The sequence below is a fragment of the Micromonospora zhanjiangensis genome, assembly GCF_042650605.1.
GTDB classification, from domain to species: Bacteria; Actinomycetota; Actinomycetes; order Mycobacteriales; family Micromonosporaceae; genus Micromonospora_J; species Micromonospora_J zhanjiangensis.
Window position 1 is genome coordinate 275,899 of sequence record NZ_JBHSBN010000004.1, and the last position, 25,935, is coordinate 301,833.

The 25,935-nt window shown below is 73.5% G+C and carries 22 protein-coding genes, 1 pseudogene and 1 riboswitch; of the genes and pseudogenes, 20 read left to right on the forward strand and 3 right to left on the reverse strand.

The features are described 5' to 3' along the window. Positions 1-121 precede the first annotated feature (121 nt). The 12 genes from ACFOX0_RS09025 to ACFOX0_RS09080 all read left to right on the forward strand — a co-directional run bounded on the left by ACFOX0_RS09025 (position 122) and on the right by ACFOX0_RS09080 (position 12,482). Complete coding sequence (locus tag ACFOX0_RS09025) at positions 122-1,138, forward strand: quinone-dependent dihydroorotate dehydrogenase (RefSeq protein WP_377543441.1); 1,017 nt, start codon at positions 122-124, stop codon at positions 1,136-1,138. Then, positions 1,135-2,409 carry an adenosylmethionine--8-amino-7-oxononanoate transaminase gene (locus ACFOX0_RS09030; RefSeq protein ID WP_377543443.1) on the forward strand — a complete coding sequence of 425 codons (1,275 nt, stop codon included), beginning with the start codon at positions 1,135-1,137 and terminating at the stop codon, positions 2,407-2,409. Before ACFOX0_RS09025 ends, ACFOX0_RS09030 begins: the two co-directional genes overlap by 4 nt. 96 nt (positions 2,410-2,505) lie before the next feature. Next, positions 2,506-3,345 (forward strand): orotidine-5'-phosphate decarboxylase, encoded by an 840-nt coding sequence (pyrF, locus tag ACFOX0_RS09035; protein ID WP_377543445.1) that lies wholly within the window; start codon positions 2,506-2,508, stop codon positions 3,343-3,345. A 174-nt stretch (positions 3,346-3,519) separates the two neighbouring features. Then, complete coding sequence (gene mihF, locus ACFOX0_RS09040; protein WP_377543447.1) at positions 3,520-3,837, forward strand: integration host factor, actinobacterial type; 318 nt, start codon at positions 3,520-3,522, stop codon at positions 3,835-3,837. 32 nt (positions 3,838-3,869) lie between these two features. After that, the gene (gene gmk, locus ACFOX0_RS09045; RefSeq protein ID WP_377543449.1) at positions 3,870-4,472 is read left to right on the forward strand and encodes a guanylate kinase; all 603 of its coding nucleotides are present in this window, start codon (positions 3,870-3,872) and stop codon (positions 4,470-4,472) included. A gap of 22 nt (positions 4,473-4,494) precedes the next feature. Further along, complete coding sequence (gene rpoZ / locus ACFOX0_RS09050; protein WP_007075826.1) at positions 4,495-4,758, forward strand: DNA-directed RNA polymerase subunit omega; 264 nt, start codon at positions 4,495-4,497, stop codon at positions 4,756-4,758. 17 nt (positions 4,759-4,775) lie between these two features. After that, positions 4,776-5,987 (forward strand): bifunctional phosphopantothenoylcysteine decarboxylase/phosphopantothenate--cysteine ligase CoaBC, encoded by a 1,212-nt coding sequence (coaBC, locus tag ACFOX0_RS09055; protein ID WP_377543588.1) that lies wholly within the window; start codon positions 4,776-4,778, stop codon positions 5,985-5,987. 89 nt (positions 5,988-6,076) lie between these two features. Continuing rightward, positions 6,077-7,270 carry a methionine adenosyltransferase gene (metK, locus tag ACFOX0_RS09060; protein ID WP_377543451.1) on the forward strand — a complete coding sequence of 398 codons (1,194 nt, stop codon included), beginning with the start codon at positions 6,077-6,079 and terminating at the stop codon, positions 7,268-7,270. A gap of 59 nt (positions 7,271-7,329) precedes the next feature. Continuing rightward, positions 7,330-9,375, forward strand: a complete 2,046-nt coding sequence (locus ACFOX0_RS09065) for a primosomal protein N' (RefSeq protein ID WP_377543453.1) — start codon at positions 7,330-7,332, stop codon at positions 9,373-9,375. Between the two features lie 123 nt (positions 9,376-9,498). Beyond that, on the forward strand, positions 9,499-10,059 hold the full coding sequence (def, locus tag ACFOX0_RS09070) for a peptide deformylase (protein ID WP_377543455.1): 561 nt from the start codon (positions 9,499-9,501) through the stop codon (positions 10,057-10,059). Positions 10,060-10,063: 4 nt separating this feature from the next. Next, positions 10,064-10,990, forward strand: a complete 927-nt coding sequence (gene fmt / locus ACFOX0_RS09075) for a methionyl-tRNA formyltransferase (RefSeq protein WP_377543457.1) — start codon at positions 10,064-10,066, stop codon at positions 10,988-10,990. Positions 10,991-11,012: 22 nt separating this feature from the next. Further along, positions 11,013-12,482 carry an RsmB/NOP family class I SAM-dependent RNA methyltransferase gene (locus ACFOX0_RS09080; protein WP_377543591.1) on the forward strand — a complete coding sequence of 490 codons (1,470 nt, stop codon included), beginning with the start codon at positions 11,013-11,015 and terminating at the stop codon, positions 12,480-12,482. Between the two features lie 87 nt (positions 12,483-12,569). Here the strand turns inward: ACFOX0_RS09080 and ACFOX0_RS09085 are convergent, their stop codons facing one another. Continuing rightward, on the reverse strand, positions 12,570-13,460 hold the full coding sequence (locus ACFOX0_RS09085; RefSeq protein ID WP_377543460.1) for a septum formation family protein: 891 nt from the start codon (positions 13,458-13,460) through the stop codon (positions 12,570-12,572). Positions 13,461-13,686: 226 nt separating this feature from the next. Here ACFOX0_RS09085 and rpe point away from each other — a divergent pair, with 226 nt between their 5' ends. From rpe to ribH, 7 genes and pseudogenes are all read left to right on the forward strand, one after another. Beyond that, on the forward strand, positions 13,687-14,361 hold the full coding sequence (gene rpe / locus ACFOX0_RS09090) for a ribulose-phosphate 3-epimerase (protein WP_377543462.1): 675 nt from the start codon (positions 13,687-13,689) through the stop codon (positions 14,359-14,361). 61 nt (positions 14,362-14,422) lie between these two features. After that, positions 14,423-15,385, forward strand: coding sequence for a GGDEF domain-containing response regulator (locus ACFOX0_RS09095; RefSeq protein WP_377543465.1), 963 nt, complete (start codon positions 14,423-14,425; stop codon positions 15,383-15,385). A 78-nt stretch (positions 15,386-15,463) separates the two neighbouring features. Continuing rightward, a riboswitch (FMN riboswitch) is annotated at positions 15,464-15,639 on the forward strand. A gap of 137 nt (positions 15,640-15,776) precedes the next feature. Beyond that, positions 15,777-16,838: a bifunctional diaminohydroxyphosphoribosylaminopyrimidine deaminase/5-amino-6-(5-phosphoribosylamino)uracil reductase RibD gene (ribD, locus tag ACFOX0_RS09100; protein WP_377543467.1), complete on the forward strand. Its 1,062-nt coding sequence runs from the start codon at positions 15,777-15,779 to the stop codon at positions 16,836-16,838. 4 nt (positions 16,839-16,842) lie between these two features. Next, positions 16,843-17,442, forward strand: a complete 600-nt coding sequence (locus tag ACFOX0_RS09105; RefSeq protein ID WP_377543470.1) for a riboflavin synthase — start codon at positions 16,843-16,845, stop codon at positions 17,440-17,442. Further along, the gene (gene pnuC / locus ACFOX0_RS09110) at positions 17,442-18,140 is read left to right on the forward strand and encodes a nicotinamide riboside transporter PnuC (RefSeq protein ID WP_377543473.1); all 699 of its coding nucleotides are present in this window, start codon (positions 17,442-17,444) and stop codon (positions 18,138-18,140) included. Before ACFOX0_RS09105 ends, pnuC begins: the two co-directional genes overlap by 1 nt. After that, positions 18,137-19,345, forward strand: a pseudogene (locus ACFOX0_RS09115) (bifunctional 3,4-dihydroxy-2-butanone-4-phosphate synthase/GTP cyclohydrolase II); the annotation flags it as partial. The gene pnuC and the pseudogene ACFOX0_RS09115, both read left to right, overlap by 4 nt. A gap of 138 nt (positions 19,346-19,483) precedes the next feature. After that, positions 19,484-19,987 (forward strand): 6,7-dimethyl-8-ribityllumazine synthase, encoded by a 504-nt coding sequence (ribH, locus tag ACFOX0_RS09120; protein WP_377543476.1) that lies wholly within the window; start codon positions 19,484-19,486, stop codon positions 19,985-19,987. Positions 19,988-20,052: 65 nt separating this feature from the next. Here ribH and ACFOX0_RS09125 read toward each other — a convergent pair whose 3' ends face one another. Then, complete coding sequence (locus ACFOX0_RS09125) at positions 20,053-20,919, reverse strand: ABC transporter substrate-binding protein (protein WP_377543478.1); 867 nt, start codon at positions 20,917-20,919, stop codon at positions 20,053-20,055. 143 nt (positions 20,920-21,062) lie between these two features. Here ACFOX0_RS09125 and ACFOX0_RS09130 point away from each other — a divergent pair, with 143 nt between their 5' ends. Next, the gene (locus ACFOX0_RS09130; protein WP_377543481.1) at positions 21,063-22,901 is read left to right on the forward strand and encodes an ABC transporter ATP-binding protein; all 1,839 of its coding nucleotides are present in this window, start codon (positions 21,063-21,065) and stop codon (positions 22,899-22,901) included. Here the strand turns inward: ACFOX0_RS09130 and ACFOX0_RS09135 are convergent. Beyond that, positions 22,862-25,861 (reverse strand): AfsR/SARP family transcriptional regulator, encoded by a 3,000-nt coding sequence (locus ACFOX0_RS09135; RefSeq protein WP_377543483.1) that lies wholly within the window; start codon positions 25,859-25,861, stop codon positions 22,862-22,864. The genes ACFOX0_RS09130 and ACFOX0_RS09135 overlap by 40 nt on opposite strands. Positions 25,862-25,935: the final 74 nt, after the last annotated feature.

Consider the following 25,935-nt stretch of genomic DNA (forward strand, 5'->3'; position numbering starts at 1 on the left):
CGGACCGCGTCGGGTGGACCCGGCCCGGCCGCGGGTTCACCCTGGGTCGCGGGGCGCCGCGCGCCGGTCGCGGTGTCGACGACCGCACGATCGTTGCGGTCCGGAACGGCGGGGAGTAGGCGTGGGGGCGTTCGAGGGGGTCGTCCGGTCCGGGCTGTTCCGGATCGGGGGCGGTGACGCGGAGACGGCGCACGAGTGGACGTTGCGGCGGCTGGCCGGGGTGTCGCGCTCGTCGCTCGCGCTCGCGGCCCTGCGGCGACGGTACGCGGTGGCGGCGCCGCGACGGGTGTTCGGGGTGGACTTCCCCAACCCGGTGGGGCTGGCCGCCGGGATGGACAAGAACGGGGTGGCGCTGCCCGCCTGGCCGGCGCTGGGCTTCGGCTTCGTCGAGGTGGGCACCGTCACCGCGCACCCGCAGCCGGGTAACCCCCGGCCCCGGTTGTTCCGGCTGCCGGCGAGCCAAGCCGTGATCAACCGGATGGGTTTCAACAACGCCGGCGCCGAGGCGCTCGCCGCCCGGCTGGCCGCCGCCCGCCGTCCGCTCGGCGTACCGCTGGGCATCTCGCTCGGCAAGTCGAAGGTCACCGAACTGGCCGACGCGGTGGACGACTACCTCGCCTCCTACCGGGCGCTGCACCCGTACGGCGACTACTTCGCGGTGAACGTCTCCTCGCCCAACACGCCGGGGCTGCGTACCCTGCAGGACCGGGAGCACCTGACCGCGCTGCTCGACACGCTGGTCGGCGAACGGCCGATCCTGGTGAAGATCGCCCCGGACCTGACCGACCAGGCCGTCGCCGAGCTGCTGGAGGTCTGCCTGGACCGGGGCGCCGCCGGAGTGATCGCCACCAACACCACCCTCGGCCGGTCCGGGCTGTCCACCTCGGACGGCGCCCGGGCGGCCGAGGCCGGCGGCCTGTCCGGCCGGCCGCTGACCGCCCGGGCCCGCGAGGTGGTCGCGTTCGTCCACCGGGAGACCGGCGGGCGACTGCCGGTGATCGGGGTGGGCGGCATTCTCGACCCGGCCGACGCGGACGCGCTGTTCGACGCCGGCGCGAGCCTGGTCCAGCTCTACACCGGGTTCGTCTACCGGGGGCCGGGTCTGGTCCGCGCGATCGCCCGGCGGGCGGCCCGGTGACGCCCGAGGAGGTCCTCGCCGCCGACCGGGCGCACGTCTGGCACCCGTACGCCCCGCTGCCGCCGGCCACGCCGCCGTACCTGGTGGAGTCCGCCGCCGGGGTACGACTGCGGCTGGCCGACGGCCGGGAGCTGGTGGACGGCATGTCGTCGTGGTGGGCGGCGATCCACGGCTACCGACATCCGGTGCTGGACGCGGCGGTCACCGACCAGCTCGGTCGGATGAGTCACGTCATGTTCGGCGGGCTCACCAACGAGCCGGCCACCCGCCTCGCCCGTGACCTGGTCGAGCTCGCCCCGGACGGGCTGGAACACGTCTTCCTGTGCGACTCCGGCTCGGTCAGCGTCGAGGTCGCGGTCAAGATGTGCCTGCAGTACCAACGCGGCCGGGGCCGCCCGCAGCGGCACCGGCTGGCCACCTGGCGGGGCGGCTACCACGGGGACACCTTCCATCCGATGAGCGTCTGCGACCCGGTCGGCGGGATGCACCACCTGTGGACGGACGTGCTGCCCCGGCAGGTTTTCACCGCCGAACCGCCGGCCGGCTTCGACGCGCCGGTCGACCCGGCGTACGAGGCGGAGCTGACCGACGCGGTGCGCCGGCACGCCGGCGAACTGGCCGCCGTGATCGTCGAGCCGGTGGTCCAGGGCGCCGGTGGCATGCGCTTCCACAACCCGCACTACCTGCGGGTGCTGCGCGAGGTCACCCGGGAGTGCGGGGTGCTGCTCGTCTTCGACGAGATCGCCACCGGGTTCGGCCGGACCGGGACGCTGTTCGCCGCCGAACACGCCGGCGTCACGCCGGACGTGATGTGCGTCGGCAAGGCGCTCACCGGCGGCTACCTGTCGCTCGCGGCGACCCTGTGCACGCCCGAGGTGACCCGGGGCATCTCCGCCACGGGGGTGCTGGCGCACGGCCCCACCTTCATGGGCAACCCGCTGGCCTGTGCGGTTGCCAACGCCTCCATCGGGTTGCTGCGGGCCGGGAACTGGGCGGCCGAGGTGTCCCGGGTGGCGACCGGCCTGCGCGCCGGCCTGGCCCCGCTGCGGGGCGCACCCGGGGTCGCCGACGTCCGGGTGCTCGGCGCCATCGGCGTGGTGCAGCTCGACCACGAGGTGGACCTGCCGACCGCCACGGCCGCCGCCGTCGAGCACGGCGTGTGGCTGCGGCCGTTCCGGGACCTGGTCTACACGATGCCGCCGTACCTGACGGCCGACGACGACGTGACGCGGATAACCACCGCCGTCGCGGCTGCCGTCGCGGCCGGCTGAGCCGCGGGCGCGGCGGCCGGCGGCCCGGGACCGGCCCGGGGGACAGGAGCTGAAGGTCGCGGGCCGGCCCGCGACCTCGGAGAGATGGAGACGCCCATGGAGAGCTTCGGGACCCGGCTGCACCGCGCGACGGCGCGGCGCGGGCCGCTCTGTGTCGGGATCGACCCGCATCCCGGCCTGCTGGCCCGGTGGGGGCTGCCGGACGACGTGACCGGCCTGACCCGGTTCTGCGACACCGTGGTCGAGGCGCTCGGTGACCGAGTTGCGGTGGTCAAGCCCCAGTCCGCCTTTTTCGAGCGTTTCGGCGCCCACGGTGTGGGCGTGCTTGAGTCAACTATCCGACAGTTACATTCCGCTGGAGCGCTTGTCTTGCTTGACGTGAAGCGTGGCGACATTGGTTCGACGGTGGCCGCGTACGCCTCCGCGTACCTCGACCCATCCAGCCCGATGTATGTCGACGCGATCACCGCGAGTCCCTTCCTCGGTGTCGGATCGCTCGCGCCGATGTTCGAGACGGCGGCGACGCACGGCGGCGGCGTCTTCGTCCTGGCGCTCACCTCCAACCCCGAGGGATCGAGCGTCCAGCACGCGCGCGGCGCGGACGGCCGCACGGTCGCACAGACCGTGATCGACGAGATTGCGCAGCTCAACGCGGGTGCGCAACCGCTCGGCAGCTTCGGTCTGGTGGTCGGCGCGACGGTCGGGGAGACCGGCCACGACCTGTCCCGGGTGGGTGGTCCGCTGCTCGCCCCGGGGCTCGGCGCGCAGGGTGGCAGCGCCGCCGATCTCCGCGCCGTCTTCGGCGGAGCGCTCGCCGCGGTGCTGCCGTCGTACTCCCGCGAGGTGCTCGGCGCGGGCCCCACCGCGTCCGGTCTACGGGACGCCGCCGACCGCGTACTGGCCGACTGCCGGGCCGCGCTCGCCGCCACCGACTGAGTGACCGCTCGGTCACTTTCCCGTGATCATCGCGTGCCCACGTTGCCGAAAGCTCCGTAGAACGCTAGTTTTCCCGGCGCTGGGAACCAAATACCCCTTGGTTCACAGCCACACCAAGTTTCACAGCTGCGGCGGCGCGTCCCGCCCGCCGCAATAGGGACCTGAGGAGAACTGGTGCCGCTCCCGTCACTGAGCCCCGAGCAGCGCACGGCCGCGCTGCTGAAGGCCGCGGAGATCCGCAAAGCCCGCGCTGAGCTGAAGGAGCAGCTCAAGCAGGGTAAGACCACCCTCGCCGCCGTCCTGGACCGGGCGGAATCGGACGACGTCGTCGGCAAGCTGAAGGTCTCGGCCGTGCTGCAGGCGATGCCGGGTATCGGCAAGATCCGGGCGACTCAGATCATGGAGAAGCTCAAGATCGCTGACAGCCGTCGCCTTCGTGGCCTCGGCGAGCAGCAGCGCAAGGCACTGCTTGGGGAGTTCGCTGCGAACTGATTCGCAGCACCGTGTAGAAACAAGCAGTGAGCATGGATGACGGGGCGCGCCCGGCAGCTCGGCTGACCGTCCTGTCCGGCCCTTCCGGGGTCGGCAAGGACAGCGTGATCGAGTTGATCCGGGCGCGCTCACCCTGGGTCTGGCTGTCGGTCTCGGTGACCACCCGCAAGATGCGGGACTACGAGGTCGACGGCGTCCACTACTTCTTCGTCGACCGCCCCGAGTTCGAGCGGATGATCGCCGCCGGCCAGTTGCTGGAGTGGGCCGAGTTCGCGGGCAACCTCTACGGCACGCCGCGCGGGCCGGTGGAGGCCCACCTGCGGCGCGGGCAACCGGTGCTCCTGAAGATCGATCTTCAGGGCGCCCGGCAGGTACGCGGCGCGATGCCGGAAGCTCAACTGGTGTTCCTCGCGCCACCGAGCGTCGAGGAGCTCAAGCGCCGCCTGATCGGTCGCGGCACCGACGACGAGGAGACCATCCGTCGTCGGCTGGTGCACGCCGACGAGGAGTTGGCGGCCGAGCAGGAATTCGACATCACTGTCGTCAACGACTACGTCGAGCGCGCCGCCGATGAACTGGTAGGCTTGCTCGGTTATTCCTTTCTGACTCCAGCCCAACCGCGTGCCAGCGGTTGAGAGACGCAGAGGTTTTCTTCTCGTGGGATCCATCGCCAACCCCGAAGGCATCACCAACCCGCCGATCGACGAGCTGCTGGAAAAGACCACGTCGAAGTACGCGCTGGTGATCTTCGCCGCCAAGCGCGCCCGGCAGGTCAACGCCTACTACAGCCAGCTCGGTGAGGGCCTCCTGGAATACGTCGGACCGCTGGTGGAGACCACGCCGCAGGAGAAGCCGCTCTCGATCGCCATGCGGGAGATCAACGCCGGCCTGCTCACCGCCGAGCCGACCGACCAGCCGTAAGCCCTCCCCGCGTGCCGATCGTCAGCAAGCGGGTCATCCTGGGGGTGGGCGGCGGCATCGCCGCCTACAAGGCCTGTGAACTGCTCCGGCTGTTCACCGAGTCGGGTCACTCCGTGCGGGTGGTGCCGACCGCCGCCGCGCTCCGCTTCGTGGGCGCGCCCACCTGGGCCGCGCTCTCCGGGCAACCCGTCGCCGACGAGGTCTGGGCGGATGTGCAGGAGGTGCCGCACGTCCGCCTCGGCCAGCAGGCCGACCTCGTCGTGGTCGCGCCGGCGACCGCCGACCTGCTCGCCCGGGCGGCCCACGGCCTCGCCGACGACCTGCTCACCAACGCCCTGCTGACGGCCCGCTGCCCGGTCGTGCTGGCCCCGGCGATGCACACCGAGATGTGGGAGCACCCGGCCACCGTCGACAACGTCGCCACCCTGCGCCGCCGCGGCGTCCTCGTCATCGAGCCGGCCAGCGGGCGACTGACCGGCGCGGACACCGGCAAGGGGCGGCTGCCCGACCCGGCCGAGATCTTCGCCATCGCCCGCCGGGTGCTGGCCCGGGGCGGGCCGGTGACGCCGGACCTGGCCGGCCGGCACGTGGTGGTCACCGCCGGCGGCACCCGGGAGCCGCTGGACCCGGTCCGGTTCCTCGGCAACCGCTCGTCCGGCAAACAGGGGTACGCCTTCGCCCGTACCGCGGCGGCCCGCGGTGCCCGGGTGACCCTGATCGCCGCCAACGTGTCGCTGGCCGATCCGGCGGGGGTGGACCTGGTCCGGGTCGGCACCACGGAGGAGTTGCGGACGGCGACGCTGGCGGCGGCGGAATCGGCCGACGCGGTGGTGATGGCGGCGGCGCCCGCCGACTTCCGCCCGGCGACCTACGCTCCGCACAAGATCAAGAAATCCGAGCGGGAGCCGGCGCCGACCATCGAGCTGGTCACCAACCCGGACATCGCCGCCGAACTGGGCGAACGGCGCCGACCCGGTCAACTGCTGGTCGCCTTCGCCGCCGAGACCGGCGACGCGGTGGCCAACGGCCGGGCCAAGCTCGCCCGGAAGAAGGCCGACCTGATCGTGATCAACGAGGTCGGCCCGGACAAGACCTTCGGCGCGGACGCCAACGCGGCCACCGTGCTCGGCGCCGACGGCTCGGTGACGGTCCTGGCCGAGCAGCCCAAGGAGGACCTCGCCGACGCGGTCTGGGACCTGGTGGCGATCCGCTTGATGGACATTTCCTGACTGCCGGGCCCCCGGTGGCCTACGGTCGAATCACCCGGCAGCAGTATTAAGCTGCCTGCAATTACCTTTTCGAGACGCTGAGGAGCACCGTGGCACGCCGCCTTTTCACTTCCGAGTCGGTCACGGAAGGCCACCCGGACAAGATCGCCGACCAGATCAGCGACGGGATTCTCGACGCGCTGCTGTCGGAGGATCCGCGCAGCCGGGTCGCGGTCGAGACGTTGATCACTACCGGTCAGGTGCACGTGGCCGGTGAGGTGACGACCAACGCGTACGCGGACATCCCGACCATCGTCCGGGAGACGATCCTGGGAATTGGGTACGACTCGTCGAAGAAGGGCTTCGACGGCGCCTCCTGCGGGGTCAGCGTGTCGATCGGATCGCAGTCGGCGGACATCGCGCAGGGCGTGGACAGCGCCCTGGAGCTGCGCAGCGGCTCGTCGGAGAGCGCCCTGGACGCGCAGGGCGCGGGTGACCAGGGGATGATGTTCGGCTTCGCCTGCTCGGAGACGCCGGAGTTGATGCCGTTGCCGATCGCGTTGGCACATCGGTTGTCGGCCCGGTTGTCGGCGGTGCGCAAGGACGGTTCGGTTCCGTATCTGCGGCCGGACGGTAAGACGCAGGTCACCATCGAATACGACGGTTTGCGGCCGGTGCGGTTGGACACGGTGGTGGTGTCGAGTCAGCATGCGGCGGACATTTCGTTGGAGTCGTTGCTCACTCCGGATGTGCGGGAGCATGTGATCGCTCCGGAGGTGGAGGGGCTGGGCCTGGACACCGAGGGCTACCGGTTGTTGGTGAATCCGACGGGTCGGTTCGAGATCGGTGGTCCGATGGGGGACGCGGGTCTGACGGGTCGGAAGATCATTGTGGATACCTATGGCGGGTACGCCCGGCATGGTGGTGGGGCGTTCTCGGGTAAGGATCCGTCGAAGGTGGACCGGTCGGCGGCGTACGCGATGCGGTGGGTGGCGAAGAACGTGGTGGCGGCGGGTCTGGCGGAGCGGTGCGAGACGCAGGTCGCCTACGCGATCGGTAAGGCGCACCCGGTCAGCCTGTTCGTGGAGACGTTCGGCACGGAGAACGTGCCGGTGGATCGGATCGAGAAGGCGATCGGTGAGGTGTTCGACCTGCGGCCGGCGGCGATCATCCGGGATCTGGATCTGTTGCGGCCGATCTATCGGCAGACCGCGGCGTACGGGCATTTCGGCCGGGAGTTGCCGGACCTGACCTGGGAGAACACCGACCGCGCCGCCGACCTCAAGTCGGCAGCGGGAGCCTGACCAGCGGCAAGCGCAGCGACCGGCAGCCCGCACCAGGGCTGCCGGTCGCTCGCGTCTGCGTGGACGTGCCGCTGGCCCACCTCGACCGGCCGTTCGACTATCTCGTCCCGGCCGAACTGGCCGACGACGCGCGGCCCGGCACCCGGGTGAAGGTCCGGTTCGCCGGTCAACTCGTCGGCGGCTGGCTGCTGGAGCGGGTGCCGTCCTCCGAGCACGGCGGACGGCTGGCCTACCTGGACCGGCTGGTCTCCCCGGAACCGGTGCTGAGCCCGGAGATCGCCCGGTTGGCCCGGGCGGTGGCCGACCGGTACGCGGGCAACCTCGCCGACGTGCTGCGGCTGGCCGTGCCGCCCCGCCACGCCCGGGTCGAGCGGGAAACCGTCCCGAGCGAAAAGCCGCAGCCGGCCCCGACCGGCGGCGCCGGGCCGGCGTCGACGGGCGGTGCCGAGCCGGCGCGGGCCAGCGGTGCCGAGCCGGCGTCAACCAGCGGTGCCGGGCCGGCGCCGGCCAGGGGGTCGGCCTCGCCGGCCGCCGGTGGGCCGGCCGTCGACGATCTCGCGGCCGGCTGGGCCGCCTACCCCACCGGCCCGGCCTACCTGCGGGCGCTCGCCGGTGGACGGTCGCCCCGGGCGGTGTGGTCGGCGTTGGCCGGTGAGAACTGGCCGGCCCGGTTCGCCGAGGCGTTGACCGCCACCGCCCGGTCCGGCCGGGGCGCGGTGGCCGTCGTACCCGATGCCCGGGACCTGGACCGGCTGGACGCCGCGCTGACCGCGCTCTCCGGTGCCGGCGGTCACGTCGTGCTGTCCGCGGCGCTCGGTCCGGCCAAGCGCTACCGGGCCTTCCTCGCCGCCCGGCGTGGCGCGGTGCCCGTGGTGATCGGCACCCGGGCCGCCGGCTTCGCCCCGGTCGACCGGCTCGGTCTGGTCGCCGTCTGGGACGACGGCGACGACCTGCACGCCGAGCCGCGGGCGCCCTACCCGCACGCCCGGGACGTGCTGCTCACCCGGGCCCAGCTGGCCGGCGCCGCAGCCCTGGTCGGCGGGTACGCCCGCTCCGGCGAGGCCCAGCTGCTGGTCGAGACCGGCTGGGCGAAGGAGGTCGTGGCCACCCGGGAGACGCTGCGGGCGCGTACCCCGAAGGTGTTGCCGACCGGCGACGACCCGCAACTGGCCCGGGACCCGGCCGCCGCGACCGCCCGGCTGCCCAGCCTCGCCTGGGAGGCGGCCCGGGCCGCGCTCAAGGCCGACGCGCCGGTGCTGGTGCAGGTGCCCCGGCGCGGCTACCTGCCCTCGGTGTCCTGCGCCGACTGCCGCGCGCCGGCCCGGTGCGCGCACTGCGCCGGGCCGCTCGCGCTGCGTTCGGCCCGGGCCCTGCCCGCCTGCCACTGGTGCGGCCGGGTCGACGCCGCGTACGCCTGTCCCGAGTGCGGCGGACGGCGGCTGCGCGCCGCGGTGACCGGTGCCCGGCGGACCGCGGAGGAACTCGGCCGGGCCTTCCCCGGAGTGCCGGTGCGGACCTCCGGGCGGGAGGAGGTCCTCGCCGAGGTGCCCGGTGGCGCGTCCGTGGTGGTCGCCACGCCCGGCGCGGAGCCGGTCGCCGTCGGTGGCTACGGCGCGGTCCTGTTGCTGGACACCTGGGCCCTGCTCACCCGGGCCGACCTGCGGGCCAGCGAGGAGGCACTGCGCCGGTGGCTGGCCGCGGCCGCGCTGGCCCGGCCGGCCGGCGACGGCGGCCGGGTGGTGGTGGTCGCCGACGGCGGGCTGGCCACCGTGCAGGCGTTGCTGCGCTGGGACCCGGCCTGGTTCGCCGACCGGGAACTGACCGAGCGGCGGGAACTCGGCTTCCCGCCGGCGGTCCGGATGGCCAGCCTGACCGGCACCCCGGAGGCGGTGGCCGACCTGCTCGCGGTGGTCCGGCTGCCGGCGGGTGTCGAGGTGCTCGGGCCGGTCCCGGCGGCCGAGGGCCAGGAGCGGATGTTGCTGCGGGTCGCCCGGTCCGGGGCGGCCGCGCTGGCCCGCGCGCTGCACGACGCGGCCGGGGTACGCACCGCCCGCAAGGCCGCCCAGCCGGTACGCGTCCAGGTCGACCCGCTCGACCTGCTCTGAGGCCGATCCACCCGGTGTGCGGCCGGCTGACCGGCGGCGGTCGACCCGGCGGCACTCCGTAGACTGGTACGGCATCGTGCCGCCCGCCCCGGCGTGCCACCCGTCGACAAGGAGCCACCTCGCGTGACCGTTCAGCCCATCCGTCTGTTCGGCGACCCGGTGCTGCGCACGCCGGCCGAGTCGGTGGTCGACTTCGACGCCGAGCTGCGCAAGCTGGTGGCCGACCTGACCGACACCATGCGGGAGCAGAACGGCGCCGGCCTGGCCGCGCCGCAGCTCGGCGTCGGCCTGCGGGTGTTCGCCTTCGACGTGGACGACGTGCTCGGGCATCTGGTCAACCCGGTGCTGGAGTTCCCGGACGAGGAGGAACAGGACGGTCCGGAGGGTTGCCTGTCCATCCCCGGCCTCTACTTCGACACCAAGCGCCGGCTCAACGTCGTCGCCAAGGGCTTCAACTCGTACGGCGACCCGATGCAGATCGTCGGCACCGGGCTGATGGCCCGCTGCGTGCAGCACGAGACCGACCACCTCGACGGGGTGCTCTTCCTCGACCGGCTGGACCCGGCCGGGCGCAAGGAGGCGATGAAAGCCATCCGGCAGGCCGACTGGTACGACCGGGCCGCGCCGCCGGTGGTCAAGGTCAGCCCGCACGGCGCCGGTAACCCCTTCGGTCTGGGTCGGTGACGGGGTGCGCCTGGTATTCGCCGGTACGCCGGCCGTGGCGGTGCCCGCCCTGGACGCCATCGCCGCGTCCGGACACGAACTGGTCGCCGTGGTGACCCGCCCGGACGCGCCGGCTGGCCGGGGCCGAGGGCTGTCCCGGTCACCGGTCGGCGCCTGGGCCGACGAACGCGGCGTCGAGGTGCTGACCCCGCGTCGCCCGCGCGAGCCCGACTTCCTCGCCCGGCTGGCCGAGATCGCGCCGGACTGCGTCCCGGTGGTGGCCTACGGTGCCCTGGTGCCGCCCGCGGCACTGGCCGTTCCCGCCCACGGTTGGATCAACCTGCACTTCTCGCTGCTGCCCGCGTGGCGCGGCGCCGCCCCGGTCCAGCACGCCGTGCTGCACGGTGACGAGGTGACCGGCGCGAGCGTGTTCCAGCTCGAGGAGGGCCTGGACACCGGGCCGGTGTTCGGCACCGTCACCGACGAGGTCCGACCCACCGACACCGCCGGTGACCTGCTCGGCCGGCTCGCCGACTCCGGCGCCGGCCTGCTGGTGGCGGTGTTGGACGCGATCGAGGCCGGCTCCGCGCTTGCCGAGCCGCAGCCGGCCGACGGCGTGTCCCTCGCGCCGAAGCTGACCGTCGAGGACGGTCAGGTCCGCTGGAGCGACCCGGCGTTCGCGGTGGACCGGCGGATCCGCGCCTGCACCCCGGCCCCGGGCGCCTGGACCACCTTCCGCGGCGACCGGGTCAAGCTCGGACCGGTGCGCCCGGTCGCCAACGGTCCCACCCTGCCGCCCGGCGGACTGCTGGTCGAGCGGTCCCGGGTGCTGGCCGGCACGGCCACCACCCCGGTCGAGTTGGGCGAGGTACGCGCGGCGGGCAAGCGGGCCATGCCGGCGAGCGACTGGGCGCGCGGTGTCCGGGTCGGCGCGGACGAGGTGTTCGGGTGAGCCCGCGGCGAGCCGGCCGGCGATCCGCCGCCGGCGGAGTGTCCGCGTGACCGGGGGCGGCGAGCGGCGGGGCGGCCGGCCGACGGCCGGGGCTGGCCGGGACCGCCGACCGGCCCGCTCCGGCGGCGCGCCGGTCGACCCGGCCCGCTGGGCGGCGTACGACGCGGTCACGGCCGTGCACCGGGACGACGCGTACGCCAACCTGGTGCTGCCCACCATGCTGCGGGAACGCGGGCTGCACGGTCGGGACGCGGCGTTCGCCACCGAGCTGACCTACGGCACCCTGCGGGTGCGGGGCACCCTGGACGCGATCGTCGCCGCGGCGGCCGGCCGGGAGGTCGACCGGATCGACCCGCCGGCCCGGGACGCGTTGCGGCTCGGCGCGTACCAGCTGTTGCACACCCGGGTGCCGGCGCACGCGGCGGTCTCCTCCACCGTCGAGCTGGTGCGCGCGGTCGCCCCGGGCGCGGTCGGGTTCGCCAACGCGGTGCTGCGCGAGATCAGCGGCCGGGACGTCGAGGCCTGGACCACCGAGCTGGCCCCGGCCTACGAGACGGACCCGATCGGCCACCTGGCACTGACCCACAGTCATCCACAGTGGATCGTCCGGGCGTTCGCCGAGGCGCTCGGCGGTGACCTGGCCGAGACCACCCGCCTGCTGATCGAGGACAACGAACGGCCGCCGGTGCACCTGTGCGCCCGGCCGGGTCGGGCCGACGCGGTGGCGTTGGCCGACGAGGTCGGCGGCGCGCCGGGGGCCTTCTCGCCGTACGCGGTGTATCTGCCCGGCGGCTCGCCGGGTGAGTTGCCGGCGCTGGCGCAGGGGCGCGCGCACGTCCAGGACGAGGGTTCCCAACTGGTGGCCGAGGCGCTGGCCGGCGCGCCGCTGGACGGGCCGGACAGCCGCTGGCTCGACCTGTGCGCGGGGCCGGGCGGCAAGGCCGGGCTGCTCGGCGCGATCGCCGCGCAGCGCGGCGCGACCCTCACCGCGGTGGAGGTGGCCGAGCACCGGGCCCGGCTGGTCGAGCAGGCGGTCCGTGGTCTGCCGGTCACCGTGCTCACCATGGACGGCCGGTCGGTCGGCGCGGAATCCGAACTGCCGGCGGCGGGATTCGACCGGGTCCTGGTCGACGCGCCGTGCTCGGGGCTCGGTTCGCTGCGCCGCCGGCCCGAGTCACGGTGGCGCCGGCAACCGTCGGACCTGCCGCCGTTGACCCGGCTGCAGCGGGAACTGCTCGGCGCCGCCCTGCGGGCGGTGCGGCCCGGCGGACTGGTCGGCTACGTGACCTGCTCGCCGCACATGGTGGAGACGCACGTGACGGTCACCGAGGCGGCCCGCCGCAGCGGCGTACCGGTCGACTTCGTCGACGCGCGGGGCCTGCTGCCGGCCGGCATGCCCGGGCTGGGTGACGGACCCACGGTCCAACTCTGGCCGCACCGGCACGGCACCGACGCGATGTTCCTCGCGGTGCTGCGCCGCGAACCGTCCTGACCCGCCGGGTCGGCCGAGACGGGCCGGCTCCGGGCGGGCCGGCTCCGGGCGGGCCGGCTGCGGGCGGGCCGGCTGGGGCAGGTCGGGTCAGGTCACCGGCAGGGCGCTCGGACCGGCGCCCTTCATCGACCGGGTCAGGGTGCGGTCGTCGACCCAGAGGAAGCACTGCACGCCCCGGTTGCCGGCGAGCCAGCCCTGCTCGTCCGGGTGGTAGAAGATCGAGCCGACCCGGAAGCCGAGTTCCGGGTTGTCCGGCAGGCCGGCGTACCGGGCGATGACCCGCATGCAGGACCGGTGCGCGGCGGCCGCGTCCTTCACGAACGCCGCCAGCGGCGTGTCCGGGGCGAGGTAGAGGCCGGCGAACTCGGCGTGGTGCGGCTTGTCGCAGGAGATCGGGTCCATGAAGTTGATGTCGTCCTTGATCAACTTCGGGTTGAAGCAGCCGTACGCCAGGGGCGAACCCGCCGTCAGCGCACCGCGCAGCGAGCCGGCGCGGGGCACCGGCTTGTCGTTGTCCAGGCTCTCCACCTCGCTCAGGTCGCAGCGGAACCAGCGCGCCCCGCCGGCCCACGCCTCCGCCTGCGGCACCAGCACGGACAGCGCCAGCCGGCCGGTGCGCCAGTCGGCGCCGAGCAGGTCGTTGGCCCTGCGCTCGCACTCCGCCCGGGCCGTGCCGAAGCCGGCCGACCCGACCACCGGCGGCATCGGCGCCTTCGCGGTCTTGCCGGTGAAGGCGCCGACGTGCACGGTCTCGGCCCGGTGCTGCTGGGCGCAGTCGACGATCCGGTAGGCGCTGACCGCCACCTCGCGCACCCGCAGGTGGCACACGCCGGCCACCGGTACGAAGGCCGTCGGCTCGGTGAGGGCGGCCCATCCGTTCGTCAGGTCTCCGTCCACTTCGGTCGGCCGGTCGGCACAGCCGGTCAGCACCAACGTCACCGCCGCGCAGGCGGCCATCCCGGCCCGCCACCGTCGCATCTCGTCCGCCTCCCCGCGAATCGGCCGCCGTGCGCCACCAACCTACGGCCTCCGCCGGCCATCGGTGGTGGGCAAATGTTACTCGTGGGTCGGGATGCGCCCACAAGTGCCCATCTGTGCCTTTCGGCTCACTCAGTGTCACGGACGGGGACGGTTGGTCGATAAACCGCCATCCGGGCACGGTGGTGGCTGCCGCCGGCCTCGACGGCGTTCGTACACTGGCGCCGTGACCGCACCGATCGTGGCGCCCAGCATCCTGGCCGCCGACTTCGCCCACCTGGCCGACGAGGTCCGGGCGGTGCAGCCGTCGGCGGACTGGCTGCACGTCGACGTGATGGACAACCACTTCGTGCCCAACCTGACCATCGGGCTGCCGGTCGTGCAGAGTCTGCTCGCGGTGTCGTCGCTGCCGTTCGACGTCCACCTGATGATCACCGAACCGCGCCGCTGGGCTCCCGCCTACGCGGACGCCGGCGCCTACAACGTGACCTTCCACGCCGAGGCCTGTGACAACCCGGTCGCCTTGGCCAAGGACCTGCGTTCGGCCGGCGCCAAGGCCGGGCTGGCGATCGACCGGGACACCCCGATCGAGCCGTACCTGGACCTGCTGCCCAGCTTCGACACCCTGCTGATCATGACGATCAAGGCCGGCTTCGGCGGCCAGCGGTTCATCCCGGAGCTGCTCGACAAGGTGCGCACCGCCCGCCGGCACGTCGCCGCCGGACATCTGGAGTTACGCATCGAGGTGGACGGCGGGATCGCCGCCGACACCATCGAGCAGGCGGCCGCGGCCGGGGCGGACGCCTTCGTCGCGGGCACCGCCGTCTACGGCGCCGAGGACCCGGCCGAGGCGGTACGTCGGCTGCGCGGGCTCGCCGAGCGGGCGGGCCGGTCGACGTGAACGGAGCGTGCGGGCGGACCGGAGGGCTCGGCGGTGTCGCCGGGCCCGGCGAGGTGACGGCGTGAGCGTCGACCCGGGGGCGGACCGGCCCGACCTGATCCTGGTCGTCGACGACGACGAGGACATCGCCCGGTTCGTCGAGTTCAACCTGCGCCTGCACGGCTTCGAGGTGATGCACGCCCGGGACGGTCAGGAGGCGCTGGAGCAGATCCAACGCGAGCGGCCCGACCTGGCCGTGGTGGACCTGATGATGCCCCGGATCGACGGCATCGAGCTGACCCGGCGGTTGCGCGCCGACCCGATGACCACCGCCCTGCCGGTGATCATGCTGACCGCCCGGGGAATGACCGCGGACAAGGTCCTCGGCCTCACCGCGGGCGCCGACGACTACCTGGTCAAGCCGTTCGACACCGCCGAGTTGATCGCCCGGGTGAGTTCCACGCTGCGGCGCAACAAGGAGTTCCGCGAGGTCTCCCCGCTGACCGGGCTGCCCGGCAACAGCCGGGTCCGCCGGGAGATCAGCGACCGGGTCCGCGGCGGCCTCGACTACGCCGTCGGCTACATCGACATCGACCGCTTCAAGAGCGTCAACGACCGGTACGGTTTCGTCCGCGGCGACGAGTTCATCAGCGCGCTGGCCCGCTGCCTCAACCGGGCGGTGGTCTCGGCCGGCCTGCCGCCGGCCTTCCTCGGCCACATCGGCGGCGACGACTTCGTGATCGTCTGCGCCCCGGAACAGGTGCTGCCGCTCACCGAACGCGCGGTGGTCGACTTCGAGAAGACCGCCGACGAGCTGTACGACCCGCAGGACCGGGCGCGCGGCTACGTCGAGCTGAAGGACCGGCGGGGCAACGTCCGCAAGGCTGCCCTGGTCACCCTCTCCATCGGGGTGGCCCAGTCGAACGCCGACCGGCGGTTCACCGACCCGCTCGAGGTGATCGCGGTCGCCTCGGAGATGAAGACCGTCGCCAAGAGTCAGCCCGGGTCGTACGTGGCCATCGACCGTCGTCGTGGCGAGGTGTGATCAACCGGATCTTGTGACCTAGGTCGCCCAAGTGGCGATCAGGGCGCCGGAACGTGTAAGACTGCGAAGGTACCCACCACGCGCTGGCGGGACTCGGTGAAATTCCGAACCGGCGGTGATCCGCGGCATGTCCGCGGTCAGCCCGCGACCCGGTCGGCAGCAGTGCCGAACGGTGGACCCGGTGTGATTCCGGGGCCGACGGTTGAGGGCGGGCTCCACCCGCGCTCAGACAGTCCGGATGGGAGACAGCGCGCGGAATGGACGCGGTCCCCGGCGTGCCCTGCGCGCCGACCGGACCGCCGTCGGGGTCGGCTCCGCCGTCCCCGGATTCCGCCACCCTGCCCCCGCCCCGCCCGCGCGCCCGACGGCGAGCGAGGGGAGCACGGTCGGCATGGCGAACATGTCCGTCGACGACGCGATGCGCCGCGCCATCACCCTGGCCGCCCGGGGCCTCGGCACCACCAGCCCCAATCCGGTCGTCGGCTGTGTCCTGCTGGACCGGGACGGCGCGCTCGTGGGGGAGGGCTTCCACGCGTACGCCGGCGGCCCGCACGCGGAGATCGTCGCCCTGGCCCAGGCCGGTGAGCGGGCCCGCGGCGGCACCGCCGTCGTCACCCTCGAACCGTGCGACCACACCGGCCGCACCGGCCCCTGCACGGCCGCGCTGATCCGTGCCGGCGTCGCGCGGGTGGTGCTCGCCGTCAACGACCCGGACCCGGTCGCCACCGGCGGGATCGAGACGCTGCGCGCCGCCGGGATCGACGTGCGCACGGGGGTCCGCGCCGCCGAGGCCGAGGCCGGCAACATCGCCTGGCTCACCGCCGTCCGGCGCGACCTGCCGTACGTGATCTGGAAGTACGCCGCCACGCTGGACGGGCGCCTGGCGGCGGCCGACGGCACCAGCATGTGGATCACCTCCGAGGCGGCCCGGACCGACGTGCACGCGCTGCGCGGCACCGTCGACGCGGTGCTGGCCGGGGTGGGCACCGTGCTGGCCGACGACCCCCGGTTGACCGTCCGGAACCTGCGCGACGGCAGCCTGGCCATCCGGCAGCCGCTGCGGGTGGTGGTGGACAGCTCGGGACGTACCCCGGCGGGCGCCCGGGTCCGGGACGCCGCCGCACCCACCTGGGTCGCCACCGCCGCGGAGGTCGGCGCCGGTCCGGACGGCCGGGTCGACCTGACCGCCCTGCTGTCGGCGCTGTACCGGCGCGGCGTGCGGGCCGCGCTGCTGGAGGGCGGTCCGACCCTGGCCGGCGCGTTCTTCGCCGCCGGCCTGGTCGACAAGGTGGTCGGCTACCTGGCACCCAAGCTGCTCGGCGCGGGCCCGGCGGCGCTGGTCGACGCCGGGCCGCGGACCATCGCCGAGGTCATCGATCTCGAGTACGTCGACGTCAGGCGGGTCGGCCCCGACCTGCGGATCACCGCGTTGCCCAGGAAGAGAGAGGGCTGAGCAGATGTTCACCGGAATCGTGGAGGAACTCGGCGAGGTCGTGCGGCGGACCGACACCGGAGGCGACTCGGCCCTGCTGGCCGTACGCGGTCCGGTGGTCACCGCCGACGCCCGGCACGGCGACTCGATCGCGGTCAACGGGGTGTGCCTGACCGTCGTCGAGGTGGCCGACGGTGTCTTCACCGCCGACGTGATGGGGGAGACGCTGCACCGCTCGTCGCTGGGCGCGCTGCGCCCCGGCGACCCGGTCAACCTGGAGCGGGCGGCCACCCTGGGCAGCCGGCTGGGCGGGCACCTGGTCCAGGGGCACGTGGACGGCGTCGGCACGATCGTCGACCGGGAACCGGCGCCGCAGTGGGAGACGGTCCGGTTCTCGGCGCCGGCCGGGCTCGCCCGGTACCTGGTGGAGAAGGGCTCGATCACCGTCGACGGGGTGTCGCTGACCGTGACGGCGGTGACCGACGACGGCTTCTCGGTCGGCCTGATCCCGACCACGCTCAAACTCACCACGCTCGGGCACAAGCGGGTCGGTGACCCGGTCAACCTGGAGGTGGACGTGATCGCCAAGTACGTCGAGCGGCTGCTCGGCCGGAGGACGGAGTGATGACCTTCCTGCGTTGGTTGCTCGACGCCCGGCTGGAGATCGCCGGCTCGCCGGTGCTCTGGCGGGAGATCGTCGGCAACGTCTTCGGACTCGGCTCGGCGCTGCTGGGCATGCGCCGGGTGCTCTGGGCCTGGCCGGTCGGCATGGTCGGCAACGCCCTGCTGCTGACCGTCTTCCTGGGCGGGGCGTTCGCCACCCCGCAGGCGGTGGACCTCTACGGCCAGGCGGGACGGCAGGTCTTCTTCTTCGTGGTCAGCGCGTACGGCTGGTGGCGCTGGTCGGTCACCCGCCGGCGGGACCTGGCACCGGACCACGGCGCGGTGGTGCCCCGGTGGGCCACCGGCCGGGAACGGCTGCTGCTGGCCGTGGCCGTGCTGGTCGGGATGGCGGTGGCCTATCCGGCCCTCGCGGCCCTGGGCTCCTGGGGTCCGCTGCCGGACGCCTGGATCCTGGTCGGCAGCCTGCTCGCCACCTACGGCATGGCCCGCGGGTACGTGGAGTTCTGGCTCGTCTGGATCGCCGTCGACGCCGTCGGCGTGCCGCTGCTGCTCGGCGGCGGTTTCTACCCGTCGGCGGCGATGTACGCCGTCTACGGCTTCTTCTGCGCTTGGGGTTTCCTCAGCTGGGTACGCACCTCACGGGCGTTCCAGCGGAGCAACGCCCGGATGCGCACCGGCTACGCGGAGGCAACAGCATGACGACCCCCGGAACATCGATCGATCAGGCGATCGCGGACCTCGCCGCCGGACGACCGGTCGTGGTCGTCGACGACGAGGACCGGGAGAACGAGGGCGACCTGATCTTCGCGGCCGAACTGGCCACCCCCGAGCTGCTGGCCTTCATGGTCCGACACACCTCCGGCTACATCTGCGCGCCGCTGACCGAGCAGGACTGCGACCGCCTCGACCTGCCGCCGATGTACCACACCAACCAGGACCCGCGCCGGACCGCGTACACGGTGACCGTCGACGCCCGGACGGGCATCAGCACGGGGATCTCGGCGGCGGACCGGGCCCGTACGGTCCGGCTGTTGGCCGATCCGGCGACCGTCCCGGCGGACCTGTCCCGGCCCGGGCACGTGGTGCCGCTGCGGGCGAAGGCGGGCGGGGTGCTGCGCCGGCCGGGTCACACCGAGGCGACGATCGACCTGCTGCGGCTCGCCGGGCTGCGGCCGGCCGGGGTGCTCTGCGAACTGGTCAACGACGACGGCACCATGATGCGGATGCCCGATCTGGAGCCGTTCTGCGCCGAGCACGGGCTCACCCTGGTCACCATCGCCGACCTGATCGCCCACCGGCGGCGCACCGAGACCCAGATCGAGCGCGGTGCCGAGGTGCGGCTGCCCACCCGGTTCGGCACCTTCCGGGCGGTCGGCTACCGGGCGGAGTACGACCCGGCCGAGCACATCGCGCTGGTCTACGGTGACCTCGGCGACGGCCGGGACGTCCTGGTCCGGGTGCACTCGGAGTGCCTCACCGGCGACGTGTTCGCCTCGCACCGCTGTGACTGCGGGCCCCAACTGCACGCCTCGCTGGACCGGGTCGCGCAGGAGGGCCGCGGCGTGGTCCTCTACATGCGCGGACACGAGGGACGGGGCATCGGCCTGCTGCACAAGCTGCAGGCGTACCAGCTGCAGGATCTCGGCCGGGACACTGTGGACGCCAACCTCGACCTCGGCCTGCCGGCCGACGCCCGGGACTACGGCACCGGCGCGCAGATCCTCTACGACCTGGGCGTCCGCACCATGCGGCTGCTGACCAACAATCCGGCCAAGCGGGCCGGCCTGGAGGGGTACGGCCTGACCATCGTCGGCCGGGAGCCGACGCCGGTGCTGCCGCACCCGGAGAACCTGCGTTACCTGCGGACCAAGCGGGACCGGATGGGTCACCTGCTGGACCAGTTGGACGACATTGTCGACGGTACCGCCGCCGACCCCGCCGGTACGGCAGCCACCGTGACCGGCCCGAACGGTGGCGGGTCGAACGGTGGCGGGTCGAACGGCGCTGCGGCGCGGGCCGAGCGAGAGATCGGGGTCTGAGTCATGGCAGGTTTCGGGGAACCGGGCGCGACTCCGGTCGAGGCGGCCGGCCTGCGCGTCGGGGTGGTGGCGGCCCGCTGGCACGGCGACCTCACCGACCACATGACCGAGCGGGCGGTCGAGGCGGCTCGCGCCTGCAACGCGGCGGACGTCGTGGTGGCCCGGGTCGCCGGATCGGTGGAGTTGCCGGTGGTCGCGCAGGCGTTGGCCCGTCGGTGCGACGTGGTGGTCGCCCTCGGCGTCGTGGTCCGTGGCGCCACCGCCCACTTCGACTACGTCTGCCGGTCGGTCACCGACGGGTTGACCAGGGTCGCCCTGGACACCGGCAAGCCGGTGGCCCACGGGGTGCTCACCGTCGACAGCATCGAGCAGGCCCGGGACCGGGCCGGGTTCCCGGACTCGGCCGAGGACAAGGGCTGGTCGGCCACGATCGCGGCGCTGGAGGCCGCGCTGGCGATCCGCACGGCCGACCGCCCGGTGAGCGGTCCGGTCGGCTTCGCCCGCTGAGCCGCGGTCGGAGCACCGGTCCGCTCGGGCCCGGGCCACCGGCGACGGGACGTGGTCGGGCAGGGTCACCTCAGCTCGGCGGCGCCCGCGGTCCGGGCCAGCCACTGCTGCTCCAACTGGCCGAGCGTACCGGCGTCGCGCAGCTCGCCGATCGCCTTGCTGACACAGCCGGTCAGGGTGGAACTCTTGTCCATCAACAGCCCGAACGCCTCGGGCGCGCCGACCTGCGGAAGCTGTCCGACGATGGCGGCGTCCTTGAGTTCGGAGCCGGTGATGTGGAAGGCGGTGGGCAGGTCGACGACGATCCCGTCGAGCTGGCCGTTCTGCAGGGCCTTCTTCGCGTCGTCGTTGCTGTTGTAGACCTGGGGTTTCCCGGTCGGCTTGATCACGTTGGTGATGGCCTGGTAGCTGGTGGTCCCCACCTGCGCGCCGAGCTTGGCGCCGCGCAGCTGGGCCAGCGACTTCGCCCCCGCGATCTTCGACGACTTCAGCGTGACGACGGCCTGCCGGACCAGGTAGTAGGGCGCCGAGAACTCGACCGCCTGCTTGCGTTCCTCGGTGATGGAGAACTGGTTGATGTCGAAGTCGAACGCCTTCGGACCGGGGGCGATGGCGTTGTCGAACTTCACCCGGGTCCAGGTCACCCTGTCCTTGCCGTAGCCGAGCTTGTCGGCCACCGCGTACGCGACGGCGGACTCGAAGCCCTGCCCGTTCTCCGGCTTGTTGTCGACGAACCAGGGCGCGTACGCCGGGTCGTCGGTGCCGACGGTGAGCTGCCCGGCGACCTTGGTGGGCAGGCTGCCCGGCGTGCACGCGACGTTGGGCGGGGCGGGTGCGGGATTGTCCTCCGGCGCGCAGCCGGCGACCGCGACCAGGCCGACCACGGCCGTCACCGCCGCCGCGAGAGATCGATGAGTCACGGCCGCCAGCATAGGTGAACTTCGGCGCTCGTCGATACCGCGAGACGGAGCTGGGCCGATCCCTGGCCCGCACCCGGCCCGGACCCGGTACGGCTCGACCGCGCCTGTACCGGAGCTGTAGCGGAGCCTGAAGGTGACGTCCGTACCCTCGCGCCATGATCAGCATCTCCCGGGCCGGCCGGGCCCTCGCGGTGGCCTGGCGGGCCGGGCGTGCCAACCTGGTGGTGTACGTGCTGCTCGCGCCGATCGCGGGGGCGCTTCCGGTGCTCGCGGCCTGGCTCACCAAACTCGTCCTCGACCGGGTCGCGAACCCCGCCGCCGACGCGATCCTCGGGGTGGCGATCGGGCTGGCGGCGGTCACCGTCGGTCTCGCCCTGGTGCCGCACCTGACGAGCTACCTGCGGGCGGACCTCGGCCGCTCGGCCGCCATCGTCGCGCTCGACCGGCTGTACGGCGCGACCGACCGCCTCCGCGGGTTGAGGCGGCTGGAGGAGCCGGCATTCCAGAACACGCTCCGGCTGGCCGAGCAGGCGGGGCGGGACGGTCCCAGCCGTTGCGTCGACGGCCTGCTCGGTCTGGTGCAGGGCACCGTGCTGCTGACCGGTCTCCTCGGCACCCTTGTGGTGATCAACCCGGTGATGGCCCTGCTGGTCACGGTCGGCGGCGTCCCGGCCCTGCTGGCCGAGCTGCGACTGAGCCGTCGCCGGGCGAACCTGCTGTGGGAGATCGGGCCGGCGCAGCGGCGCGAGATGTTCTACGCCAGCCTGCTGACCAGCCTGTCCGCCGCCAAGGAGATACGCCTGCTGCGGCTGGGCGGGCTGTTCCGCCGCCGGATGCTCGCCGAGTTGGGCACCGCGAACGCCGCCCACCGGGCCCACGAGCGCCGGGAGGTACGCGTTCAGGCACTTCTCGCCGTCCTGAGTGCCGTGCTGTCCGGGGGTGGCCTGGTGTGGGCCGTCGTCACCGCCCGGTCCGGCGGACTGACGGTGGGCGACGTGGCCGTCTTCGTCGCCGCCGTCGCCGGGGTGCAGAGCAGCCTGTCCGCTCTGATCGACCACCTCGCCGGCATCCACCAGGCGATGCTGCTGCTCGAACACTACGAGCGGATCGTCACCGCACCACCGGACCTGCCGGAGCCGACCCGACCGCGTCCGGTGCCTCCGCTGACCCAGGGCATCGAACTGTGTGACGTCTGGTTCCGCTACGGTCCGGACCACCCGTGGGTGCTACGCGGCGTGGACCTGTTCATCCCGGCCGGCCAGGCGGTGGCCCTGGTCGGCCACAACGGCGCCGGCAAGAGCACCCTGGTCAAGCTGCTGTGCCGGTTCTACGACCCGACCCGGGGCACCATCCGGTGGGACGGCGTCGACCTGCGCGAGTTCTCCGTGCACGACCTGCGGGCCCGGATCGGCGCGGTGTTCCAGGACTACATGACCTACGACCTGACGGTCGCGGAGAACATCTGGCTCGGCGACGTCGACCCGGCCGGCCCCGACCACGTCCGGGCCGAGGACGCCTGCCGGATCGCCCACGCCGCCGGCCGGGCCGGCATGCACGAGACCATCGAGGCCCTGCCCCGGGGGTACGGGACGATGCTGTCCCGCGTGTTCGAACTGGACGGTGACCCGGCGGACGCGGGTGTCCTGCTCTCCGGCGGCCAGTGGCAGCGGCTGGCGATCGCCCGGTCGGTGCTGCCCGAGTCGCGGGACCTGCTCATCCTGGACGAGCCGAGCGCCGGCCTGGACGCCGAGGCCGAGCGGGACATCCAGCTGCGGCTGCGCGACTACCGGGCCGACCGGACCAGCGTCCTCATCTCACACCGGCTCGGTACGCTGCGGGACGCCGACCTGATCGTGGCACTGTCCGGCGGCCGGGTCGTCGAGGCCGGCCGGCACGAGGACCTGCTGGTCGCCGACGGCACGTACGCCACGCTGTTCCGGTTGCAGGCGGCGGGTTACGTTCCGGCCGAGGCGGGGGTGACGCCGACCGGGTGATCCGCGCCGGTCAGGAACGTCTCGAGCACCCCGTCCCGAGGGCCGGGCAGGTCGGCGAGGATCTCGTCGGCTCGCCGGGCGTACCCGTCCGCCGCCGGGTGCTGGCCCAGGCGGTACCGCGCCCGACCGAGTTGGCGGAGCGCGGCCGCCTCGCCGTACCGGTCGCCGCACGCCCGGGCCAGGGCCAGCGCCTCCGTACCGTCCCGCTGGGCCGACGCCACGTCGCCGGTCCGCAGGTACACCTCCGAGCGGCTCAGCAGCGCCTCCCACTCGTCCTCCCGGTTGCCGGTCCGCCGGCACAGGCGCAGGCCGGCGGTGAGTTCGGTCAGCGCGTCCCGGTGCCGCCCGAGTTGGCTGTGCGTACGACCGAGGGCGACCAGCGTGATCGCCTCGCCGACGGCGTCGCCGTGTTCGTGTCGCATCGCCAGGCAGCGGGTGAGGTGCTCACCCGCGGCCGGGAAGTCGCCCAACTCGAACTCGATCTCGGCCAGGTTGTGCAGTGCCATCGCCAGCCACACCGGGTTCGCGTCGTCGAGCAGCCCGACCGCCGACCGGACGAGGTCCGCGGCCCGGCGGGGCGAGCCCGTCCGGTGGTGGAACCAGCCGAGGTTCTGCAGCGCCCGTCCCTCACCCTCCCGATGACCCAGGCGGCGCCACAGCCGCAACGCCGACTCCAACGCGCCGCAGGCCGCCTCCGGCGATCCGCCGCGCCAGTGCAGGGTCGCCCGCAACGGAAGCACGGTGGCCCGGGCGACATCGTCATCCAGGAGTGCCGCCGCCCGCTCACAGACAGCGACCAGGGCATCGGCTTCCGCCCACCGGTTGTGCTTCTGCAGCCACACCGTCAGCGACGGAATCGCCTCCAGACACAACCGGCTCAGCCGCGGTGCCGTGTCGCATGCCTGGCGGGCGGCCACGATGATCCCGGCCAGTTCCCTGTCCACCCAACGGACGGCGTCGTCGAGCGTGCCCAACTCGACGACGGTGGGCCCGGCGGCGAGGTCGGCCACCCGCAACGGGCGCAACAGCTGGCCCGCCCGCAGCACCGTGGTCAGAAACGCGGTGAGCCCACGCTGTACCGCGCACTGGCGTTCGGCGGCCGGATCCGCCGCATCGGCCAGTTCCATGCCGTAGAGCCGGAGCAGGTCGTGGAACCGGAACCGGGCCGCCCCCACCGCGTCCAGCAGGTGCGCCTCGGTGAGCCGGTCCAGCAGCGCCAGGGCGCGCCGGTGCGGGACACCGATCGTGACCGCTGCGAGCGGCAACGGAATCTCCGGCATCCGCAGCAGCGACAGGGACCGGAAGGCGGCTGCCGCGGTCCGGTCGTCCGGGTCGGCGCTGTCGAGCAGGTGGCGGTAGGTGTTCCAGAAACTGGACCGGATGGCGAGGTCGTCCGCGCATAGTTCGTCGAGGCGTTCCCGCTCGTCGTCCAGTCGGCCCGCCAGTACCGCGACGGACCAGTCGGGTCGGGCCGCGAGCCGGGCTCCGGCGATGCGCAGCGCCAACGGGTGCCCGTCGCAGAGCGTGACCAGGCGGTTCGACGCGTCGGGGTCGGCCGTCGGCCGACCGTCGCCGCAGAGGGTGTCGAGCAGCTGGCGTCCCTCGGCGTCGCTGAGCCGGTCCAGCCGGACGCGGAGCGCGTCGAGGGTGCTCGCCGGTCGCCGGCTGGTGATCAGGACCGCGCATCCCCGGCCCGCCGGGAGCAGGGACCTGACCTGCGGCGCCCCGGTCGCGCCGTCCAGGACGACGAGCAGCCGCCGGGCGGCGGTCTCCGACCGGAACCGCGCGGCCGCCTCACCCAGTTCCAGCGGTACGTTCCCGGCCGGCACACCGAGCGCGCGCAGCAGCTGACCGAGCGCCGACAGCGGGTCGAGTCCAGGCCGGCCGGAAGCTCCGCCCTGCAGGTCGAGGTAGAGCTGTCCGTCGGGATAGTGGCTCGCGAGCCGGTGCGCGGCCCGTACCGCCAGGGTGGTCTTGCCCATCCCGGCCGGTCCGTGCAACACGACCACCGCCGGGCCCGTCCGGGGGCCGTCCGCGGCGGTGCAGGCCCGCTCGACGGTACGCAGCTCGGCGACCCGGCCGACGAACGCCGCCGGGTCCGGTGGCAACTGTCGCGGTGGATCGGGCGGGCCGGGTGGGTGGTCGGGACCGGCGGCCGGTGCCGTGTCGACGGACGCCGCGGCGACGGCGGGTGCGGACAGCTCCGGGGCCCGGCGCAGGATGGCCTGGTGCAGCCGGGACAGTTCCGGCCCGGGTTCGAGTCCGAGCTGGTCGGCGAAGACCGCGCGGGTCTGCGCGTACGCCGACAGGGCCGCCGGCGCGTCACCGGACCGGTACAGCGCCAGCATGAGCTGCTGACGCAGCCGCTCCCGGTACGGGTGGGCGGTGATCAGCAGCCGCAGCTCGCCGGTCACCGAGGCGTGCTCGCCGAGTGCGAGGCGTGCCTGGATCAGATCCTCGACCAGCGACAGATGCTGCTCCTCCAACAGGGCGACCCGGGCGGCCAGCTCCGGTCCGGGGCGGACGTCCTCGGCCGGCCGACCCCGCCACAGGTCCAGGGCCGCGCCCAGACGCGCGATGGCGGCGGCGTGGTCACCGCGGGCGAGGGCCGCCCGGCCCACCTCGACCGCCGTCTGGAAGCGGTGCAGGTCCAGTTCCTGCGGGTCGACGAGCAGCTGATATCCGGCGGCGCTGGCGACCAGCCGGTCGGCGCCGGCGCATCCGTCGGCCAGCTCGCCCAGCAATCGGCGCAGCCCGCTGGCGTAGGTGCGCAGGTTCGCCACCGCCGAACGTGGCGGCTCGTCCCACAGCTCACCGACGAGACGGTCCAGCGACACCCGCTCGTTGGCCAACAGCAGCAGGAGCGCCAGCATCGTCCGCTGCTTCGGCGAGCCCACCGGTACCGTCCGACGGTCGGCGACGATCCGCAGGGGGCCGAGTAGCTGGAATCGCAGGCTCACGGCACCTCCAAATTTTGTATCGACGCTGTAGGTCCCCGTGTACCACGTCGGGCTACCGTCCGCGATCAGTCTAG

Coding starts and splice junctions, on each gene's coding strand:
- pyrF (WP_377543445.1), top strand. CDS start 2,506: ATGGAGAGCTTCGGGACCCGGCTGCACCGCGCGACGGCGCGGCGCGGG.
- ACFOX0_RS09130 (WP_377543481.1), top strand. CDS start 21,063: ATGATCAGCATCTCCCGGGCCGGCCGGGCCCTCGCGGTGGCCTGGCGG.
- ribD (WP_377543467.1), top strand. CDS start 15,777: ATGGCGAACATGTCCGTCGACGACGCGATGCGCCGCGCCATCACCCTG.
- ACFOX0_RS09085 (WP_377543460.1), bottom strand. CDS start 13,460: ATGCGACGGTGGCGGGCCGGGATGGCCGCCTGCGCGGCGGTGACGTTG.
- pnuC (WP_377543473.1), top strand. CDS start 17,442: ATGACCTTCCTGCGTTGGTTGCTCGACGCCCGGCTGGAGATCGCCGGC.
- ribH (WP_377543476.1), top strand. CDS start 19,484: ATGGCAGGTTTCGGGGAACCGGGCGCGACTCCGGTCGAGGCGGCCGGC.
- ACFOX0_RS09105 (WP_377543470.1), top strand. CDS start 16,843: ATGTTCACCGGAATCGTGGAGGAACTCGGCGAGGTCGTGCGGCGGACC.
- ACFOX0_RS09125 (WP_377543478.1), bottom strand. CDS start 20,919: ATGCTGGCGGCCGTGACTCATCGATCTCTCGCGGCGGCGGTGACGGCC.
- gmk (WP_377543449.1), top strand. CDS start 3,870: ATGGATGACGGGGCGCGCCCGGCAGCTCGGCTGACCGTCCTGTCCGGC.